17 protein-coding genes are annotated in these 19,752 nt (G+C 48.0%); 2 read left to right on the top strand and 15 right to left on the bottom strand.

Annotation, left to right across the window (positions count from 1 at the left end):
* Positions 1 to 20: 20 nt before the first annotated feature.
* The 12 genes from EFBL_RS10100 to EFBL_RS10045 form a co-directional block, all read right to left on the bottom strand.
* Positions 21 to 683: a FliH/SctL family protein gene (locus tag EFBL_RS10100; protein ID WP_096182016.1), complete on the bottom strand. Its 663-nt coding sequence runs from the start codon at positions 681 to 683 to the stop codon at positions 21 to 23.
* 80 nt (positions 684 to 763) lie between these two features.
* Positions 764 to 1,591 (bottom strand): S-layer homology domain-containing protein, encoded by an 828-nt coding sequence (locus tag EFBL_RS10095; protein ID WP_096182015.1) that lies wholly within the window; start codon positions 1,589 to 1,591, stop codon positions 764 to 766.
* A 69-nt stretch (positions 1,592 to 1,660) separates the two neighbouring features.
* On the bottom strand, positions 1,661 to 1,843 hold the full coding sequence (locus tag EFBL_RS10090; RefSeq protein WP_096182014.1) for a hypothetical protein: 183 nt from the start codon (positions 1,841 to 1,843) through the stop codon (positions 1,661 to 1,663).
* A 14-nt stretch (positions 1,844 to 1,857) separates the two neighbouring features.
* Positions 1,858 to 2,385, bottom strand: coding sequence for a hypothetical protein (locus EFBL_RS10085; RefSeq protein WP_096182013.1), 528 nt, complete (start codon positions 2,383 to 2,385; stop codon positions 1,858 to 1,860).
* Positions 2,386 to 2,401: 16 nt separating this feature from the next.
* Complete coding sequence (locus EFBL_RS10080; RefSeq protein WP_096182012.1) at positions 2,402 to 3,190, bottom strand: hypothetical protein; 789 nt, start codon at positions 3,188 to 3,190, stop codon at positions 2,402 to 2,404.
* Positions 3,187 to 3,723 (bottom strand): hypothetical protein, encoded by a 537-nt coding sequence (locus EFBL_RS10075; protein ID WP_096182011.1) that lies wholly within the window; start codon positions 3,721 to 3,723, stop codon positions 3,187 to 3,189. The genes EFBL_RS10080 and EFBL_RS10075 overlap by 4 nt, the downstream gene beginning before the upstream one ends.
* On the bottom strand, positions 3,720 to 4,229 hold the full coding sequence (locus tag EFBL_RS10070) for a hypothetical protein (RefSeq protein WP_096182010.1): 510 nt from the start codon (positions 4,227 to 4,229) through the stop codon (positions 3,720 to 3,722). Before EFBL_RS10070 ends, EFBL_RS10075 begins: the two co-directional genes overlap by 4 nt.
* 24 nt (positions 4,230 to 4,253) lie before the next feature.
* Entirely contained in the window at positions 4,254 to 4,784 is a 531-nt protein-coding gene (locus EFBL_RS10065) for a hypothetical protein (RefSeq protein WP_096182009.1), read from the bottom strand.
* Positions 4,785 to 4,787: 3 nt separating this feature from the next.
* On the bottom strand, positions 4,788 to 6,725 hold the full coding sequence (locus EFBL_RS10060) for an AMP-dependent synthetase/ligase (RefSeq protein WP_231705750.1): 1,938 nt from the start codon (positions 6,723 to 6,725) through the stop codon (positions 4,788 to 4,790).
* A 259-nt stretch (positions 6,726 to 6,984) separates the two neighbouring features.
* Entirely contained in the window at positions 6,985 to 8,472 is a 1,488-nt protein-coding gene (locus EFBL_RS10055) for a S8 family serine peptidase (protein ID WP_096182008.1), read from the bottom strand.
* 280 nt (positions 8,473 to 8,752) lie between these two features.
* Positions 8,753 to 9,394 (bottom strand): response regulator, encoded by a 642-nt coding sequence (locus tag EFBL_RS10050; protein WP_096182007.1) that lies wholly within the window; start codon positions 9,392 to 9,394, stop codon positions 8,753 to 8,755.
* Positions 9,369 to 11,228 carry a sensor histidine kinase gene (locus EFBL_RS10045; RefSeq protein ID WP_096182006.1) on the bottom strand — a complete coding sequence of 620 codons (1,860 nt, stop codon included), beginning with the start codon at positions 11,226 to 11,228 and terminating at the stop codon, positions 9,369 to 9,371. The genes EFBL_RS10050 and EFBL_RS10045 overlap by 26 nt, the downstream gene beginning before the upstream one ends.
* 337 nt (positions 11,229 to 11,565) lie before the next feature.
* Between EFBL_RS10045 and EFBL_RS10040 the strand changes: the two genes are divergently transcribed.
* Together EFBL_RS10040 and EFBL_RS10035 are read left to right on the top strand one after the other, a co-directional pair.
* On the top strand, positions 11,566 to 11,988 hold the full coding sequence (locus EFBL_RS10040) for a MerR family transcriptional regulator (protein ID WP_096182005.1): 423 nt from the start codon (positions 11,566 to 11,568) through the stop codon (positions 11,986 to 11,988).
* Positions 11,989 to 12,038: 50 nt separating this feature from the next.
* Positions 12,039 to 13,424: a hemolysin family protein gene (locus EFBL_RS10035; protein ID WP_269432692.1), complete on the top strand. Its 1,386-nt coding sequence runs from the start codon at positions 12,039 to 12,041 to the stop codon at positions 13,422 to 13,424.
* Between the two features lie 143 nt (positions 13,425 to 13,567).
* Here the strand turns inward: EFBL_RS10035 and EFBL_RS10030 are convergent, their stop codons facing one another.
* From EFBL_RS10030 to EFBL_RS10020, 3 genes are read right to left on the bottom strand one after another with little or no spacing between them, the layout of a single operon-like run.
* On the bottom strand, positions 13,568 to 14,710 hold the full coding sequence (locus EFBL_RS10030) for a PP2C family protein-serine/threonine phosphatase (protein ID WP_096182004.1): 1,143 nt from the start codon (positions 14,708 to 14,710) through the stop codon (positions 13,568 to 13,570).
* 19 nt (positions 14,711 to 14,729) lie between these two features.
* Positions 14,730 to 16,901 carry a PAS domain-containing sensor histidine kinase gene (locus EFBL_RS10025; protein WP_096182003.1) on the bottom strand — a complete coding sequence of 724 codons (2,172 nt, stop codon included), beginning with the start codon at positions 16,899 to 16,901 and terminating at the stop codon, positions 14,730 to 14,732.
* Positions 16,898 to 19,480 (bottom strand): DUF5317 family protein, encoded by a 2,583-nt coding sequence (locus EFBL_RS10020; RefSeq protein WP_096182002.1) that lies wholly within the window; start codon positions 19,478 to 19,480, stop codon positions 16,898 to 16,900. The genes EFBL_RS10025 and EFBL_RS10020 overlap by 4 nt, the downstream gene beginning before the upstream one ends.
* Positions 19,481 to 19,752: the final 272 nt, after the last annotated feature.

Raw genomic sequence — 19,752 nt, 5'->3', positions numbered from 1 at the left:
CAACCAGACTTCGCCGAACCTTATGGGTGGCTTGAGGAACCAACTATAGAAATCTTTGCTCCTTCAGTGGAACCCGACCCCATCATTTCCCCCGAGATTGTGCCGAACCCTGGCAAAATCAGCTTTAGCGTTCCTCCACCTTTGATAGACGAATTCCCTCCGGGAGCCGGTGCTCCGGAAAGTTCCGGAAGTGCCAGCATCTGTCCGGGGAAGCCTCCTCCGGGTGATGCTGGCAGTTGGGGCAGCTCCGGCAGACTTGGCATCTGTCCCTGACCGCCGTTTGCCAACTTTTCTTGCAACTCTTTCAGTGCCTTCTCCAACTCCTGCCGTCCTTGCCCCATTCCTTGTTGAATCTGCTCCTGTCCCTCTTTCAATTGCTGCTGCAGTTGGAAGTGCCCTTTCTCTAGATGTTCTTCCAGCTGTGTCTTCCCTTTCTGGAGCTGTTCTTCCAATTGGGCTTGCCCTTTCTTCAGTTCATCGGGCAGAGAGTTCAGCGAATTCGTAGGATCGGATTGTCCCGGATCACCGGATGCACTCATCTTCCCTTCCGCTTTCCATGTTACTTGCCCCTGCTGCGTAGACCATGCGCTTTCCTGTGAGAATCCTCCGCTTGCCGCAAGCGCAGCAACAGGAACTGCCACCAATCCGGATACCGCCATACCGACTATCCATTTTCTTTTCATATTCCCCATCCTTTCATCTTTTTCTTGCCTGATAGGCAAGCTATTTATTTACTTGGGCAAACCTGGCTATTGTCCATTCCTTAGTAGTTCTCCGTAAGGTCCGGACGATATTTGACCAAACGTTCTTCGGCAACTGTTCGAATCGACTCGTGGGCTACCACTGCCGCCTCCTCGACCCAATGGAAAGACCAGTCTTCCGGCTTTACATCCGGGAAATGCTGCTTGACCGGGGTTTCCCCATCCTTCAGAGGTCCGCGGAAGAAGGCCATACAGAACAGCTTGGAAGCAACTTGCCGTTCTGTGTCATCATCCGGCAGGAAGCTGTTGTTTCCGACCCCGTCCACAATTCCCAGAGACTTTGCCGTTGCAATGACATCCTTCGCCCAGTGGTCCGAAGTGTCGGAGAAACCCGTCAGGTTCGGCAGCGGCTCAATCCCCCGTACCTTGAGAACCAGGGTTACGAGTTCGGCTCTCGAAATCGGCTCGTTCGGATGGAAGGTGCCGTCCTTATACCCTTGCATGTAACCGGCTTTGGTCACACTGGTAATGTACCGGTATGCCCAGTGTTTTTTCCCAACATCCGAATAAGGCTTCTCGGGGTCTCCTTCAAACTTGAGTCCCTTTACCCGTGCCACAATTGCCGCAGCTTCCGCCCTTGTAAGAGGGGCCTGCGGGTGGAATTTCCCATCCGGGAACCCCACCAGGAAGGGCTGGTGCACCTCCGATTTCGGTTGAACAATGATTTCCACCGAGCCACCTAGCTGTCCCTCTAATTGTCCACCTAATGAATCCCCTGATTTAGTGTCGAATAAACCGGAAGTTTGAGCCATTGAGACATTGGAAAGGGCAAACAATTCCGACGACAGCAAAATGATGCCAAAAATAACTGTTCTTCGTACCTTTTTCATTACAATCTCCCCCCACAAAGTCAAATAATTCGGCAAACACCGCAAACAGTTGAAGCGCTTCCCGTCCAACTAGGCCTTCCAGTGAATTCCCCAAGCCATTGTCGTGATACAAATCAGGTAAAGGAAACTCCCCCCGGGAATCCACAGCAGATGGATATTGGGATTGTTTTTCGACTTCTTTTTGGCAACGGCAAAGCGGATGGCGCCATACAAAATCATCAGACTGCAAATCAGAAACACCAAATTATACATGGTTCCTCCCCCATTCAAGGCAGTATCCGAAGCAGGGCGAACTTCTCATTCAGCTCTCCCAACTCCTCAATGGATTGACCGGTCATCCCGTTGATTTCACCCAATTGGCCGTTAATCCGGCTCGCGTTCTGAACGGATGCCGAACTGGCCTTCAGAAGTCCGCTGTTTACATCTGACATTCCGTTAAGATACTGGCTCACCGTCCGAGTCTGCTGATTCAGGGCTTCCAGCCCTGCAATAATGTTCTTCTCGGAAAGGCCTGTGGTCTCCAAGTGTCCGTTCATCACGGCCAACTGAACTACCACCTGTTCTTCCTGCTGCTCAATGGAAGCCAGTGATGCGGTGATTTCCTGGAACGGCTGCAGCACCTCAAGGGTTTCCTGCACAAGGGTTCCGGTTGCCACAATCGATTCATTTACGGAGGCCATGATCTGATTCATTTCCCCCTGCATTTGCGTTTGCTTGGCCAGACTGTAGCCGAACATTCCCACGCCGAGAATTCCCAGCAGGATCAACAGAATTGTGAACAGCTTGCTTTTCACCTGAAGCCCCCCTATCCTATGGTCCCAACAAGGAATCTGACAAAGGCTTAAGCGGCAGAAGATCGTCAGTCAGGAGGCTGTTTCCGGAACCATTCTTCCCATTGTCTGAATCCTGACCAGTCCCCGAGCCGCTGTTTCCACTTCCTGTGCCGCCCGGCAGCAGTCCACCCCCTGGCAGGTTGGGAAGTCCTGGCAGTGTATCTCCCAACACCGGGAGTTTAAGATCCTTCAGCCGTCCCGTGAACCGGAACGAGTCCTGCGACTTCCGCAATTCTGCAAGCAAGATGTCCAGCTGACCGTTCAGCTTTTGGGTCTGGTCGTTGGTGGCACCCAGTACGCCAACCAATTGCTCCAGTGTCGAGGCGTTCTTCATAACTTCTTCCGTAAGGGTGAGAACCTGCCCCCGAACCTGACCTGTTACATGGGCTGTCACTTTCTCCCGGACCAGAATCTCTTCCATCAGAGACACGCCGGTCTGCGTCAATTCTTCCTGCCGAACCAGCTCCTGTTGCAAGTTCTGCCCGGTCTGAACCTGTTTCTGGAGGATGACTTCCTGCTGTTTCAACTGACCTAGTTGAGTCTGTACCTGCTCCACCTGCTTCTTGAGAGTCTGGGTGTTCGAGAGAATTTGTCCCGTTGTGCCCCCCAGTTCCCCCAACAATTGAAAGATATTTTGGGATTCCATCTTCTTCGCAAGAGCTTCACTGGACAGGGACAGGGTGAGCCCTGCCATTCCCAGCAATCCGGCCGTCAATGCAATCCAGATCCCTTTTGTCACACGTCCCCTATCCGCCACCGGATTCATGGACTTCCCCCCCATCCCGGCAGGAACCGGGTTTTCCGGTTCATGTCTTCCAGATTCCGGTTAATCGTTCTTTGCGATTCGATCATACGCTGCAGATCAGAAATGATAGTGCCGTTGATGTCGTTAATCTGGAGCAGGATCACCAACAGCTGCCGGGCTGTATCCTCCGTGGCGCCAATCTTGTCACCCGAAGCCTGCGTAGTGTTTCCAATGGTGCTTACCGCCTGATCAATACCCTTGACAGTCTGGTCGAGTCTACCAAGTCCTTCGCTCATCTCGCCCGTATACGTTTTCAACTGTCCCAGTGTTCCTTCCATGTGAAGGGTGGTTTCTTTCAAAATCTCCAGTTCCACCAGTCCGTCTTTCATATCGCCTGACAGTTCCTTTGATTCCCGGACGTGCGCATCAAGTTGCTGCGCTTTGGCCTGAATGCCTTTCTGCAGCCCGATCTGAACCATGCCGTTGAATCCCAAGCCCAGAACACACAAGACAGTAATCACTTTCGGAACGGACAAAGTTTTCAGCCAGCTCATGGCGTCACCTCCGGCACTTTCCGATTCATCTCATCCGTGTATTGCTTCATCAGCTCCAGATTGGCCCGATCCTGTCTGACCAATTCTTTAAGCCGGGCAAGGGACCTATTCAATTTCGCGGTTGATTGTTTCAATTGGGACATGCCCGAGGATATATCTTGCAAGGACCGGTCGCTTTCTGCCCCGATTCCCATCATGTTGCGGTTTAACACCAGGGTTTGATAATTCCACTTGTTGATCTGTTCAATATTGGAATGTATGGTTTTGGTCGCTTCCAAAGATACAAGCAATTGCTGATCCATTTGTTTGGTGGTTTCCACCACTTCCTGCAATGCCCCGTTTTTCTCGATAATCACCTTCTGCACTTCGATCAATTTTGCGGTTGAATCCAGGCTGGCGTTCAATCCGGAATCAATCTTGGCCAGATAATAGGTGGTGAACATTGTCTGCAGAAGCAGACCGATCACGGCGGCCATCCCGGCATACTTCAATATCTTGATGATCATCTTTTTTTCCCCCCGGACCACAGATTACAGTCCCGGCATTGACCGGTTCACTTCGCCCGTCATTTGTGCCGCGCCGTCCAACTTGGCGGCACCGGCCTCATTCGCCTTCACCAGTTGATCAGCAAGCCCCGACAAACGGTCGGCCGTGCCCGACATCTGGTACAAGGAATCCCTTTGCCGGAAAGATCCTTGCCGGATCTGCGACATGTCGTTCTGCAACCCTTGTGCCAACGAATTTAGCTGGATGCTCAGGTCAATCTGTTTGCGGCTGAGAGTATTGAGATTGCCAAGTGAGGTTTCCTGACTGGTTTGCTGCTCTGACAGCGTTCTCAGGTTGCCGTGGATACGGGAAGTGGTTTCCGCAAGTTGGCTGATATCCATCATTTTCGTTACGATTTCATCGTTTGTTTCGTTGATCCGGTTGTTTTTGTCATAGATTCCTTTAATCATGCCCAGCAGATCCATATGGGGCGGGACATGCGGAACCGGAGCAAAAGCCGCAATGGAAAACGGAATGAGAAAAACGGCCGCCAATTTCACCCACTCGCTGTTCATTATTCATTCCCCCCACCAGAATCGGAACAAAAGTCCCAGCGCAAGACCTGAGGTCGCGTATATCCAGACCGGTATTTTCCTGGCGGACATTCTTTTGGCGCCAGGGTGTTGTTTCCCTGATTCATCAGGATCCGCCGAAACAGTGGACGGTTGCCCGGATAATTGCGGGAGAGGGCTTGCGGAAGGGCCTGAATCGTCAAAAATAGGCAGATACTGTTTTCCGTTATACATGTCTTCAATCAGGTGCCCGTATTTCTCAAGGATGGCCTGGTTCTTGACCTTCAGGGTCGGAGTGAGTTCCCCTGTTTCCAGCGTCAGTTCCTTCTGAAGCAGAACCGCTCGCTTGGGGATCTCAAAGTCGGCAAAACCAACCGTTGCCTTTCTGACTTCCCCGGCGATCAGCTTCCTGATTTCCGGATTCTCCAGCCAATCAGCCGGATTCGGACCCAGCCCCATTTTCCCGGCAAGGGATTGCAATGCCCCGACATCGGGGACCAACAGACATGTGACATAATTCCGTTTGTCTCCGATCAATACGGCCTGGGTAATGAAGGGACTCAGGGATATTGCATTCTCAACGGGCCAGGGTGCCACATTCTTGCCGGTGCCCAGAACCAGAATGTTCTTCTTTCTGTCGACGATTCGTACGTAGCCGTTGTGGATCTCTGCAATGTCACCTGTGTGGAGCCATCCATCCGAATCAATCGTTTCTGCAGTCGCCTCGGGATTCTTGTAGTACCCCTGCATAACGTTGGGGCCTTTCACCAGCAATTCGCCGTCTTCTGCCACCCTCACCCGAACGCCGGGAAGCGGCTTGCCGACCGTGCCGGGTATACACCCGTCCTTGGGGTTGGCGCAGATTACAGGCGCTGCTTCCGTCATGCCGTAGCCCTCGTGTACCGGAATGCCCGCGCGAATGAAGAAATTTGCGATATCGGCGGCAAGCCCCGAACCTCCCGAAACGATGCAGCGAAGCCGTCCTCCCAATCCCTCCCGTACTTTCCGATAAACGAGCTTATCGACCAGACGGTAGGTGAGACCTGCCGAAGTGCCGCTTTCGATTCCTTTTTTCAGCACGCCACGAAGCGGTCCGGGTGCTTTCTCCACTTTGTTGAGAATGCCGGCGTAGACTTTCTCCAACAGGCGGGGAACCGTGATGAAAATGGTCGGTCGGACTTCCTTCAGATTCTGTTGGATCGTCTCGATGCTTTCTGCGTAGGCGATGGTGGCTCCTGAAGACAGGGCGGCAAACTGACCCACCGTTCGCTCAAAAATGTGCGACAGAGGAAGGAAAGACAGACTGACATCCGTTTTTTCCACCGGCAGGTAACTGAGACTGGCATGGATATTGGACACAATATTTGAATGGGTTAACATGACGCCTTTCGGGTTGCCGGTGGTTCCCGAGGTATGGACGATGGTTGCCAACTGTCCCTCCGGAATGGAATAGACATCCGGCCTGCTGCCCGACAGATTCTGATGTTTCCCGATCGAGCACACATCGGAAAACGGGACGGCTTTCCCATCCATACTCGGTGTTGTCTCGCGGAACACAATGACCTGCAGGAGAGACTCCGGCCATCGGCTTCGAACCTTTTCCAGCTGCATACCGTCCTGTACGATCAGGTACCTGACGTCCGCATTCTTCAGGATGAACTCCACCTGAGCGGCAGGCAGTGTCGGATAAATGGGGACCACCACCGCCCCGATTGCCAGACTTGCATAGTCACTGATTGCCCATTCCGGGCAATTGGTTGACAGTATGCCTATCTTGTCTCCCGGCTTTGCTCCGAAGGTTACCAGTCCGGCGGCAAAATGCATGATCCGATCCCAGAATTCGGAGTATGTGATGGAAGTATATTTGCCGTCTTGTTTGTACATCAGGCATGCTTTCTGTGGAACCTCGGAAACCGCACTGTGAAGCAGGGTTAGCAGGTTCACATTCGTTCCCCCTTTTTTGTTTTATAACAGAATTATCAGATATCTCTTGTTATAGATTTCCTGACTGAAGAGTCATTTTGTGAGGGTCGCGGTCGGTAATAAAAATCCTCCCATTTCTACAAAATTCGTCAAAAACATGTATGGATATGGAAAAGGACCGGGGCAATGCCCGGCCTTTCTTGACTGGTTAAGGTGGCAGGAATGCAGAGTAAAAACAGGTCTTCGCTGCGGCATAATCTCCGTGTGTTACATTGTCAGCTCAATGGGAAAAGGATTTCCGGTCAGCTGAAAGATTGGCACTGCTGTTGAACTTGCGGAACATGTTGACGGACTTGCCAGACTCCTTTGCTTGAAAAGCCGCATCCACTGCCGCGTACGCATTCACGTATCCCGCTCCCGCTTCCCAAGGTTCAAGTTCAGGCATGTTGGTTGCCGTCTGCTGCAGAATGTCCTTCACTTCTGCCGGTGAAAGATTCGGATTGGCGTCCAACATCAGGGCGACAATTCCCGCTACGTGCGGCGTTGCCATTGATGTGCCGTTCATGGTTGTGTAGTAAGGCAAATAGGCCGGTTCGATGTGTATCGCGTCATCTGTTGCGCCGAGAGAGGAAACAGGAGCAAGCGTACGGGTCGAGATGATATCCACACCCGGAGCGGTGATGGTGGGCCGGTCTTCCCATGTCCAGGTCTGGCCGTCTATCATAAACGTACCCTTTTTCCCCTTTACCCCGCGTGAAGAGAAATCGGCAAGCTTCCCGCTCTTATCTCCTGCCGCCACAGAAATCACCCAGGGAGCTTTCGCATACGGGTTGTGAGTGTCTTCTTCCGGACCCTCATTGCCCGCGGCAAATGTAACGACGATCCCCCGGTCAAACGCTTTCTTGCTTGCGATGTTAATCGGGTCCTCCGGATCAAAATCCCCCGATGACCCCCAGGAGTTGGTAATCACCCGAATCCCGTATTCAGCTTGATGTGTAAGTGCGTAATCAAACCCGCCAAGCGCATCCAGAATCAGCAATGCAGCACCCGATCCGTATCCCACAAGATTCGCTCCCGGTGCTACCCCCTCATACTTTCCGTTGGACATGGCACCGGTTCCCCCGACCGTGCCGGCCACATGTGTCCCGTGACCCGAGTTGGTATCCGTGTTGGTCACATTTTCCGTGTAGGTCACGGGCAACAGCTCGCTTACCGCATGCAAGTTGGTGGTTCCCGTCACGTTTTGAACCAGATTTTTGCCCAGTTCATGATCCTTGTGCGTTCCGTCCACTCCACTGTCGTTTACGACAACCGTAACGCCTTTGCCCGATACGGGAAGCCCTCCGTTTTGCTTTGTCATGCGGGAATCGGTCCGCACTTTATCGACTCCGGTAAGATTCGTGGCGTCAGCGTTATAGTAATGCAACTTCTGATTCAAGTAGATGGATCGAACCTCCGGATTGACCGCCAGGGTTTTCACCTGATCGGCCGTCACCGGCACGCCTGCCATTGGCAGCGATTGAAAAGTGATCCCCTTTGAGATCCCCGCTTGCTTCAGACTCAGGACATTGGATGCCGTTGGGGCACCGTCGCCTTTGAAGGTGACAATCGCCTCGACCGGTGCATCACCGCTTGTTTCCAGAGCTTGCTGCAGCAGCGGATCGACAAAGGCTTGTGCAGAAGCCGTGGCGGTTCCAGTCGCCGGCACAGTGCCTGCCAGCAATGACAGGAAAAGGGACACAGACGCAAGAATGGATTTGACTTTCATCCTATCACTCTTTTCTTAATTGATTTTGCCAACAATTCATACCCGCTCCATGTGGCGACATAGTCGACAAACGACACGACAGGAACTTCCGTTTCATGTGATCGCCCCTTTTTTGAATCTGCAAATTATGAGTTTAATCTGATTATTCCAGAGGGCAGGGTTTTCGAACATTCAGCAAAGGATATAAATTCTGTTGTCAAGAGTCCTACACAAAAACAGTCCGAAAGTAGTATCCGTACGACCCCCATAAAAAAGAAAAAACTCCCGAATCGGGAGCCTCTCAGGAGAAGGGAACCAATTGATTCTGCACCGCATAAATGACTGCTTGCGATCTGCTTTTGACATTCAGCTTCTTGAAGATCTTGCTGATGTGGATTTTGACCGTCTTGTCGCTGATATACAGTTGGGCGGCAATTTCCTTGTTGCTGAGTCCTTTTACGAGTCCGAGCAGGACCTCTTTTTCCCGCTCGGTCAATTCATTGTCGCTTGCTTTGGGTTCACTCTGGCGTTGGTGGTAAGTGATCAGTTTCTTGGTCATGCTCGGGTGGATAATCGAATCTCCTTTGTGTACGGTACGAATGGCCTCCACAACTTGCTCGGAGGTCGCATCCTTGAGCAGATATCCGTCCGCCCCTGCACGCAAGGCCGACATGAAATACTCGTCATGGTCAAACATGGTGAGGACCAGAATCTTGCATTCGGGGAACTTCTGCTTTACGAGGGCCGTCACTTCCACTCCGTTCTTGTCCGGCAAATTGATGTCCATCAAGATTACATGCGGGGAACAGGCCCGGACCTTCTCCACCACTTCATTGCCCGATACAGCTTCCCCAACAACTTCCATGTCCGGTTCGATGTCCAGGATGCTGCGAATCCCATCCCGCAGAACAGTATGATCATCCACCAACATTACGCGTATCATGTTCGGCACCCCCTGCTTCCAAGTTCGGGATTTGCAAGATGATTTCGCTTCCTTTGCCCGGCGTGCTGTCAATCTGCAGAGCAGCCCCCAGTTTCTCCGCCTGCTCGTTCATATGAAGAATCCCGTAATGCGCCTCTCGCTTGGCTTTGATCAAAGCATCCAGCAGTTGAAACCCCACTCCGTCGTCCTTGATTTTGACCAGGACCTGCTGCTCTTGATAGCTTAACAGAATTTCCACTTTAGTGGCTTTGGCGTGGTTAACCGCATTCTGCAATCCTTCCTGCACAGTATCAAAAATCACCTTTTCCACCATGGGACTGAGTTCATAAGGCCGCCCCCGTTCCTGCAAATGGATCGCAAGACCATAGTCCTGGCGAATTGAACCAATCTTTTGCTCCAATGCCTGTCGAATTCCCAACCGCTCTGTCGGATAAGGCCTCAGGGCGTAGATGGATTGCCGAACCTCCCTCAGGCTGACTCTCAATTTGCGGAGAATGTCTTCCAGTACCAGCTTCAGATCTCCCACCTGGTGGTAGTTTTTTCTCTGCGCGGATTCCAGCTTGAATACCGCCCCTGCCAATGACTGCGCAATTCCGTCATGAATCTCCCGGGCAATCCGGTTTCTCTCTTCCAGGACCAGACGCTGTTCCCGTTCCGAAATTAAGATTCGGGTTTTGAGCAGGCTGGCCAATTGATTTGACAATGTAGCCAGGGACTGAACATCTTCCGGTGTAAAACTGTTGGAACGGGTTCTTCCTGCAGCGAACATGCCGACCAACTCGTCTTCCACAATCAGGGGCGAATATACGATGGCCCTTACAGCATCGTCAAAAAAAGGCTCTTGCCGCACATGATCCGAGTCCCTGTTGGAGATGACCCTGATTTTGGTGATGGTCTCAAATTGATCCGTCAATTCTTTAGAAGACGCTGGTTTCGTTTGAACAGTGCCGTCCTCCAACAGAAGCGCCCATTTCCCGTCCGACTTGTACCAGATTGCGAAAGCCTGCGTTTCCAGGAATTCACGGATCCGTCCCTTGAGATGATCCATTCTTCCCGTGGGCAGCACCCGGTTCAGCTCGGTCGTGATCTGAAACAGTGAGTGCAGCCGCATCTTCTCCTTCTTCATCCGCATATACGAGGAGCTGATCAGTGACATGGCCACTAGGGGAGAGAAGAAAAACAGGTAGGAGAAAGCATCGATCTGCCCCCGGTTCTGACTGCCAAGAATCAGCATGATCGAGCCGTACAGGAAAGACAGCGCCGCCACCATCGCTTCCGGTATGCTTTTCAACCTCCAGTGGCGCCAGGAATAGGGTTGGGGCCTGATGATCAGCAGCAGATCCACCATCAGGTTGTTGAGAGAGTAGTAGGAAATGGTGAAGATCAACAATTGACTGATCGCTCCGGCAAGTTCGGATGAAACTTCGGAAGCGGCGTAAAACGATGCGAATTGAAGTGTGCACAGCTTGGCCAGGGCAAGACTTATGACCAGTTGGGCCGGGGTAAACAGGACAAGGCGCAAGGGCCTGCGCTTCACGGCGTTTACCATGGCCATAAGAGAGGCGTATGTAACAAGGGTTACAGGAGTTCCGACGGTCAAGTCCATTGCATAAAGAAGCGGGAAGCTGAGAGCGCTCGACCCTTTCCAGACGGGGACAGGTGAATATTCCGCGATCCCGATGAAAACAACCAACAGCAAATAGATGGAGGGGTCCGGCGGAATCCGAAACTGGGGCATGGAAACCGCCAATACGACGATTCCAACCAGTGTAATGAAATAGATGTAAAAATTCGAAAATTCCTCACGTTTCCGGATGTCACGGTCAACGGTCATGAATAACCCCTCCCGTCCCTACAGTCGATCTTGTTCCCCATTATCCCACATCGAACAGAAAACCGGGACTGGCAAAATGGAGACCTCCACTAACCAATCACCGGTTTCGATGTTCCCGTGCGGGGAACACACTCTCATTATATCGCCGAACCGAAAGGACTCCCATTCCGCAACGGAAGTATCCATCCCTCCCCATTTGTACTAATCTCCTAGTACAAAAGGAGTACTTAAAAAGCCCCAGCATAACAAAGCCCCAGCATAACGTTTGACTGTATGGTTTATCTGGCTTTATACTAGTATATGTATTCTGTTTAAGAGGAGGATTCCAAATGGGAAGTTGTACCGAATAGGAGAATTGGCCGATCTCACAAATCTCTCCAAACGGACCATCGATTATTATACTCAATTGGGACTCCTGACCCCCGAGAGGACGGAATCCAATTACCGGTATTATTCGGAAGAAGCACTGGAGAGGCTCAAACTGATTGAGCTCTATAAGAAAGAAAAACTGTCCCTTGAAGAAATTCGGGAACGGATTCAGTTGTTGGATTCATTGGGGAACAATTCAAGGGCTGTTTGCCAAAGAGTGCATGAGCTCTCTGAACAATTGCTGGAACTGGAAAAGCAACTTCTCGAGTTGAAGCCGCTGTTTCAGGGACTCGATAAGAAACAACAACAATTACTGACAAGCAGGATCTCCGTTCAAGGGATGTCTCTGCTGCACACTTTAGCCTTTATAATCGGGGAAACCCCCTTGTAACTTTCTCAATAAACCTTGGAGGTGAAGTCCCTTTTAACAGGGACGTTCAATTGGATAATCCTGCGCTTACCGCGTTTAATTTATTCCTGGTGGTATTTCTCGTATTCATGAACGGTTTCTTTGTGGCAGCGGAATTTGCCATGGTAAAAATCAGAAGCAGCCGGATTCAGCAACTGGTTTCTGAAGGACATCGCAAAGCAAAATTTGCCCAGACGCTCACAAGCAACCTGGATGCCTACCTGTCCGCCTGCCAGTTGGGGATCACTCTCTCCTCACTCGGACTGGGGTGGTTGGGGGAACCTGCGATTGCAAAGCTGCTTGAGAAACCGTTGGGAGCCTTGGGAGTCCCTGAAGTGCTGCTTCACCCGATTGCGTTCGCCATTGCATTCAGCATTATTACATTTCTCCATATCGTTCTGGGAGAATTGGCCCCTAAATCGCTGGCGATTCAGAAATCGGAAGGGACTGTACTATGGGTGGCACGTCCGCTGATCTGGTTCCATAAGATCATGTATCCGTTTATCTGGATTCTGAACGGAACCGCCAACTGGATGCTGAGAAAAGCGGGAATTGAACCGGCAACCGAAGGAGAACTGGCTCATACGGAAGAAGAAATACGAATGCTGGTGAATCAGAGTCATAAGAGCGGTTTGATTGACCAGACGGAGATGGCTTTGTTTGACAATGTTTTTGAGTTCTCTGATCGTATCGCCCGGGAAATCATGGTTCCCCGGATCGACATGGTAACTCTTGATATAGAAGACCTGACTGAGACCATTCTGGAAACAATCGAACAGGAACAGCATACCCGATATCCTGTCACCCAAGGTGACAAGGACCATATTATCGGCTTTGTGCACGTTAAGGATATCTGGCTGCAGCATCGTCGAAATGAACCGCTTTCTTTACAAAAGATTCTGCGCAAACCGGTCATGGTATCGGAAGCGGCCGAGATCAGTGCGGTTCTTAGACAAATGCAGAAAAACAGGACCGAGATGGCGATTGTTGCCGATGAATATGGCGGTACGGCAGGTCTGATTACAATGGAAGACATCATTGAGGAACTGGTCGGGGAAATCCAGGACGAATTCGACGATGAAATGGCGCCTGTTATAAAGACTTCCAAAGGGTATTCCATCGAAGGACGGTATCTGGTGGATGAGGTAAATGATTTGCTTGGCACCCATCTGGATAATACCGACGTGGATACAATAGGCGGCTGGCTTTATTCGGAACTGGGAAAGATACCTGCTGTCGGGGATACGGTCAAGCAAGAAGGCTTTTTGTTTACAGTTGAAAAAATGGATGAGCACAGGATTGGCAGAATCATGGTTGAACGGTTGCCGAACGAAGAACAAAGATCTGACAACGTTGAGGATATGGATATTAAACATCACGTTGCAGCCCCTGGAACCGTTCAAACATCAGAAGCTTAAGACTAAAACTCTAGTAAGGAGAGAGGAACGAACATCGTGGTACAGCAAAGCTCAGACCTTGCGTTCTGAGCTTTTTTCCAAAATATGGTAACCAAATAAAAAAAGAGGCCGGATTCAAATGCCGGTACTCAGTTTTCCAGAACTCATGGAATCTTAATTGATATAAGGCATATGTCATCAATAATCTTCCGGTTTTCCTGAATATAATCTCGTAAAATGCCAGACGTAATTTCTTTTGGATTCCCCTCCCTGTTTTCCTGGAAGATCCGCGATAAACGCTTGATACCTTCCTTGATTGATCTTCCCGGTTCTTCAACCAAACCGTCTGTGAATAATAGAATATCTGTGGGGGGTTGAAATGAATACAGGTTCTTTTTGACGTCTATTTGCGGTCTGACGCCAACCGGAACGGCAGTTCTGTCCAACTGATAAACCGCTTTGTCTTGAATTATCAGTCCAGGCGGATGTCCAGCGTTCACATATTCCAGTACTTTTCTGTGCATATCCACTACCATATAGAGACAGGTAAAATATTGGATTCTAAGGGAACTATTGCAATTGAACATTTTCCACATAAACGAGTTCAGTTGTTCAATAACCGCAACAGGTTCCGTGATCCGGCCAATCAGATCAAGCAGCAGCGAACGAACAGACATACTGATCAGGGAAGCAGATACTCCGTGTCCAACGATATCCAGAATAGCTATTCCATAACGATCTTGATCAAGCCGTGTCCAATAATACATGTCGCCGGACAGCAACTCGGAAGGAACATATGCCGCATCGATACTCAAATCACTTGTGTTCAAAGGCAAACTTAGCACGCTTTGCTGAACTTTTCTTGCGATTGTAAGTTCCTCCAGAATTTCTTGTTCCCGTTTTTTTCGTTTGTCCAATTCTTCTTTAAGACTGAGAGTCGCTTTGACCCGTGCAAGAAGTTCAATCTTCTTAATTGGCTTTAATATATAATCATGTGCTCCCGCTGCAAATGCTTCCTCCAGATATTTGGAATCGGTCAAAGCCGTTACCACAATAACGGGTGTATCCTTATACCTCGGTTGATTTTTTATTCTTTTGCATGCTTGAATACCGTCTACTCCAGGCATCATGATATCCATTAAAATAAGAGAGGGATCAATCAAGGGTTCCCCGGTTTCCAATCCCAGCAACCGGGATGCTTCCATTGCTGAATCTGCCAAGACAATCTCTTGGGAGCCTTCCTCTTCCAGCAATGCATGAAGAACGAGCCTATTCATTTCCGAGTCGTCTACAATCAAAATACACATAGTACAACCGTCCTTATGATCAGCTTGATGGCAACGGATGATGTAACGGAATTGTGAAATAGAATGTGCTTCCAATCCCCTCTTCACTTTCTGCCCAAATTCTTCCTCCCGCCAATTCCACAAGTCGTTTCGTGATGGTCAATCCCAGTCCGGTTCCCCCATATTTGCGTGTTATCGATGAATCTGCCTGTGTAAACGCCTCAAAAATCGAATTCAGTTGATCGGAGCGAATTCCAATTCCCGTATCCGAAACAGACACCATCAAGCTTTCTGTTCTTTCGTCTAATTGGATCCGAAGTGTTATGCTTCCTCTTTCGGTAAATTTAATCGCATTGCCAAGGAGATTGTACATAATTCTTTTTAAATGATCCGGATCGTAGTAAAGAGTCTCTGGCACTTCAGGTGCTATTTCTGCGGTAAGATTCAGTCCTTTGGCCTCAGCCTGCACTTTCATAAGATTAATGGTCTCATCAATCAGACGAGACAACCGAAACTTAATCTTATTGGTTTCCATGCTCCCTGCCTCGATTTTTGTAAGTTCCAATATATCTTCAATCAGCCGCAGCAGGACATCCGAAGCCGTTTTACAGACCCTTATATACGATTTTTGTTGCGGGTTTAATAGACTATCTTCCAGCACCTCGATCATCCCAATAATCGCATTTAACGGTGTACGTATTTCATGACTCATCGTTGCCAAAAATTCGCTTTTCACGCGGGCAGCTTCCGACGCTGCTTTTTCTTTCTTTTCCAATTCCTTTTCCAATTTGATGCGGTCGGTAATATCCATTGAGTAGCCGGCGAATTCATCAATGCTTCCGTCTTCATTCCAGACAGGCTTCGAAATGACCTTATAGTATCTGTCTCTGAATTCCATGATATATTCCACAATTTCTCCCTGGAGCACACGTTCCTGATAAGCTATAATCATAGGTGCGGTTTTGGGCGGATAGACCTCTTCTATTGTTTTCCCGAACACTTTGTCTGTGGTGAGCTGCAGTTCCTCCGCGGAAGTTCCTTCCATATAAGTAATGACAATATTGCCGTTCTGATCTTTTTTCCCTTTAAAAATTGAGTTTGGCAGTTTTTTTAAGGTTTTCTGAAACTCATCGGCTATCTGCAGCCGCTGTTCTTCCGCAAGCAGGAGCTTCCTCTGTTTCTTTGTGAATAGTAACGTGAAATAAGCAATCAGAAAAAAACAGACAATCAACGCGGAAAACAAAACCAGCAAGCTCTTTCTTTCGGCTTCCTCCAGATCATCATAATTCTTGACTATAGTTAGTATACGATCCTTATCGAGCGGAATATAAGTTTTTTCGTATAACGTATCATTCTTTTGAAAAACTATCCTGTATTTTTTCTGTTCGTCTGCAGTTTTCTTTATTAAATTGGGATCCTCCGGCAAAGAAAACTGATTCGCACCGTAGAGTACCGGAAGATCCCGGTACGGTTCAATCACTTTATTTTCTTTTCCCAATAAAAATGCTTTTGCATTAATGACAGAAATTTCGTTTATATCAGGAGATCCTTCAATGAGTTCCTTAATAATCTGATTTACAAAGGATTGCTCCGTCAATATTGCTTCATTATTTGCTTTGATGAAGACATTAATCATGAACGGAGTAGAACCGTCATAGAAATAGACATATTTAAAATAATCATCTGAAATCTCCGATTTGCTTATCGGACCGGCCCAGTAGTTTTGCTCGTAATAGCCTCGACGAACTGTAACAGGATCACCGTTCATCAATTCGTTAAATGCGGTGTACCAGTAACCCCATTTTTGGGAACTCAGCCCAATTTCTTTATCCTCTGAAGATTTTTCGATAACGATATCATCCGGCTTTTTTACAAATAATGAAATACCGTCCAGATGATATCGTCCTTTCATTTCAATGAGTTGCTTCTGATCAATCTCATCAATTCTCTTTCCGGATAATTCATCAGCTATCAAACGCGAAATATTCAACAGCCGCAGATCTAATACCCTTTCGTCCGCCTCGCTTTTGAGCCGGGCAGTCTCGATTGTTTGTTGAATGATTCCTGTTGTCTTGTTCAGTTTGTCAACATACACATTTTGAAAGTGTTTATAATAGTACTGAAACAGCAGAATCCCCGTTACAGACCCGATAATGGTGATGATCAAGCTGGAACGAATCAATATTTTCAGGGCCAGTCTGTCCAATTTCATGTCGCTACACTCCACTGGAAATCTTCTTCCATATCAAACTCCAATAACAGCGAAGTACCGTTTTCGCCAGTATATACCCGAAGCCGGTTTGCAGCCTTGCTAATTACAGAAAACCCTTTTCCCAGCGACTTTTTGCTGCTGTACCCCGATACCAGAATCGTTTTGGGAATCTCGTGAAGCGGAATCCCGGATCCGTGATCTTCGATCAGAATCTGATACGTCTTGCCGTTTGCATACAAACTAAGCCTTCCGTCCACAGCATGCTTAATGATGTTCGTAATTCCCTCGCTTACGGCCAAAAGGATTTTCAATTTGATTTTTGCATCGGAAATGCCGTTTAAATATTTGTTAATTAAATCCCTGCCGCGCCCTACATCATCAACCACACTGATTTTCATGGAATCCACTAATGTACCCAAGCTTTCTCGAAGCTTAGTTTGAGACTGTACAAGTTCAATCCTGCCATCCGACAATTTTCCAATCACATCTTGATAGGATTCGTAGATTTTTTTAGATAAATTTCTACGGTATGAGAGAAAAGGGGTTAAATTGTACCCGATGATGAGAACTTCCTGGTTATCGGGATAAAAGTAATAATCTATAGTTTTGTCCAAATAAGTGATCGTTTCATAAAAACTCAGACGACTGTTCCGTGCTTTTTCCGCCAATATTGAAAGTTGATCTGCGGGAATCGATTCCTCCGCTGCCAGCAGTTTGCCGTCTTGCGAGTACCGTATGAGCATGGTTTGACCCGTAAACAATCCCTCGATGGTCTCCCATTTCGTATGCAACAATTCCTCTTTCGGATATTCTTCCGGATTGATTTCATACCCTGCTTCTTGGCGGATGCTTTCAATCAGTTCAGGTGTGATGTATTTAACGAGGGATGGATCCAGGATCGTTCCACTCATTCCTTTCACCAACGCGAATACGGTATTATCATTGGAATGGCGGCTTAGTAAATGATCCAACTGGTTACAGAGCGCTATGATCCTTGATTCATACGGGATCTCACCTTTCTTTAAACCCATGGGAAATCCCTGGCCATCCCATCGCTCATGATGATACAAGATCCATTTGGCATATTCTTCATTCTTTATGATGGATTTGACAATTTCCTCCCCTTTTTCACAATGGCTTTGGTACTCCTTCTCTTCTGAAATGGTGAGTGCACCCTTCTTCTGAAAAATGTACTGCGGCAGGGTAGTTTTGCCTATATCGTGCATGATGGCGATATCAATCAAATTATGGCGCTTGTTTTTCGGATACCCAATTTCTTCCAAAAGAGTATTGCAGATCAAACCCACTCTTTTCCCGTGTCCAACGGACGGAAGCGCCTGTCGGTTTTCCAATAAACGTATGAATTCGGTGGTCATTTCTCTTTTAAGGAAAATCTGACTCGTATAGCGGCCTGCAAAAAATACTATTATCACCAAAAAAAATGAAGTATACATTAAATTATATTTTTGTTCGCTTGAATCGCCGGGTACCACATGCAGCAAAATCATCACATAGGCAATCAAAGGTATGAGCAATTCAACCGTTTTTTTCCCAAATTCGCGAAAGAAAGGGATATCCATCACCGTTTTCCCTATTCCTGAAAGCAAGATCTGATTTGTGAAAAGGAATGCAAAAACGGTCAAAAACACCCGGATTATTTCATTTAAATTATCGAGAAACGTAAATACAACAAACCCAACCAGCGCACTGCAATAATACATACCTATTGTGACCAGGTATCTAAACCAGTTTATACCTTTGACACTTCGGTATTTTTTTAGAGATGCAACGAACAAACTGAGCGTAAAAGAGAGAATGCATTCAGGCAAACCGTATTGGATCAGCAAAAACAGGCTTCCCATAGTGCCAAGCGCATATTGGTCTCCGCTTGGAAGTTTTACGGGAAACAAATCAAACAGAGTGGCAAGAATGATGACTAAAATAAGTGTGACTGCTTTTCCTTCCGTAAGCTCGAAATTTAATAAGGAATAGAAGGAGGCGAATATACCTGTAAAAAACAGCGTCACTGTGAACCAATTCATTTCATGGATTGTGTCGGATTTTATTTTTTTTGAATTCATCAGAATAAAGATTACAATCCCCAAACCGATTAAGATGTCCCCAACACTTAACACATAATTCGTCCCAAATGGCGTAAAAAAAGGAATCCAATCCCCCAGCCACTGGATGTCCGAACCAGTCATCACCCGGTGTCGCGGATCAAATTGAAAATTCAACTCCAACTTGGCAATCCTCATGGCTGTTGCCGAAACGGGCATCACTCCACCATGAACAAGCAGTGAGGAAAAATTGAGAGAAGTCCCAAGAAATATCCATTTTACGCCTTTAATATGAAAATTCAGAAGCAGTCCCAACAATATTCCGGCAAATGTGAACGGCAAGACATAGCTCTGGAAGGGAACCGTACCTATTGGTTGAATAAGTGAGTTTAAAATTTGGAATAGCAAACAGCCAATCAATAAATAAGGAACCTTAAATTGAACATCGGAAACGACACTTAGCGGATTTTTCCTTTGTACGATTGCCAATATGATTCCGATTATTACAAAAAAAATCATATGTCATAACCAACCTTATCAGACTTTGAGAAAGAACCAGTCAAAGACTGGTTCTTTCTTGTGCCAAATTATAACCATGGTTTCCCGACGATCGTGGCAAATGCCATTGCAGCAAGTACTCCTACGGTAATAAGCGTATTTTTATATTTCATGATTCCTCACCTCCTTTCACGAATGGATAGCTTCTCGGAATTAAATTTCCCTTGCTGGCTCCAGTCTCTTGACTAGGGCCATTTATTGTTTCACCCCCAAAACAGGAGTGCGAACAAATT

This window comes from Effusibacillus lacus (assembly GCF_002335525.1).
In the GTDB taxonomy this organism is placed as follows: domain Bacteria; phylum Bacillota; class Bacilli; order Tumebacillales; family Effusibacillaceae; genus Effusibacillus; species Effusibacillus lacus.
This window is presented reverse-complemented; position numbering and strand designations above follow the sequence as displayed.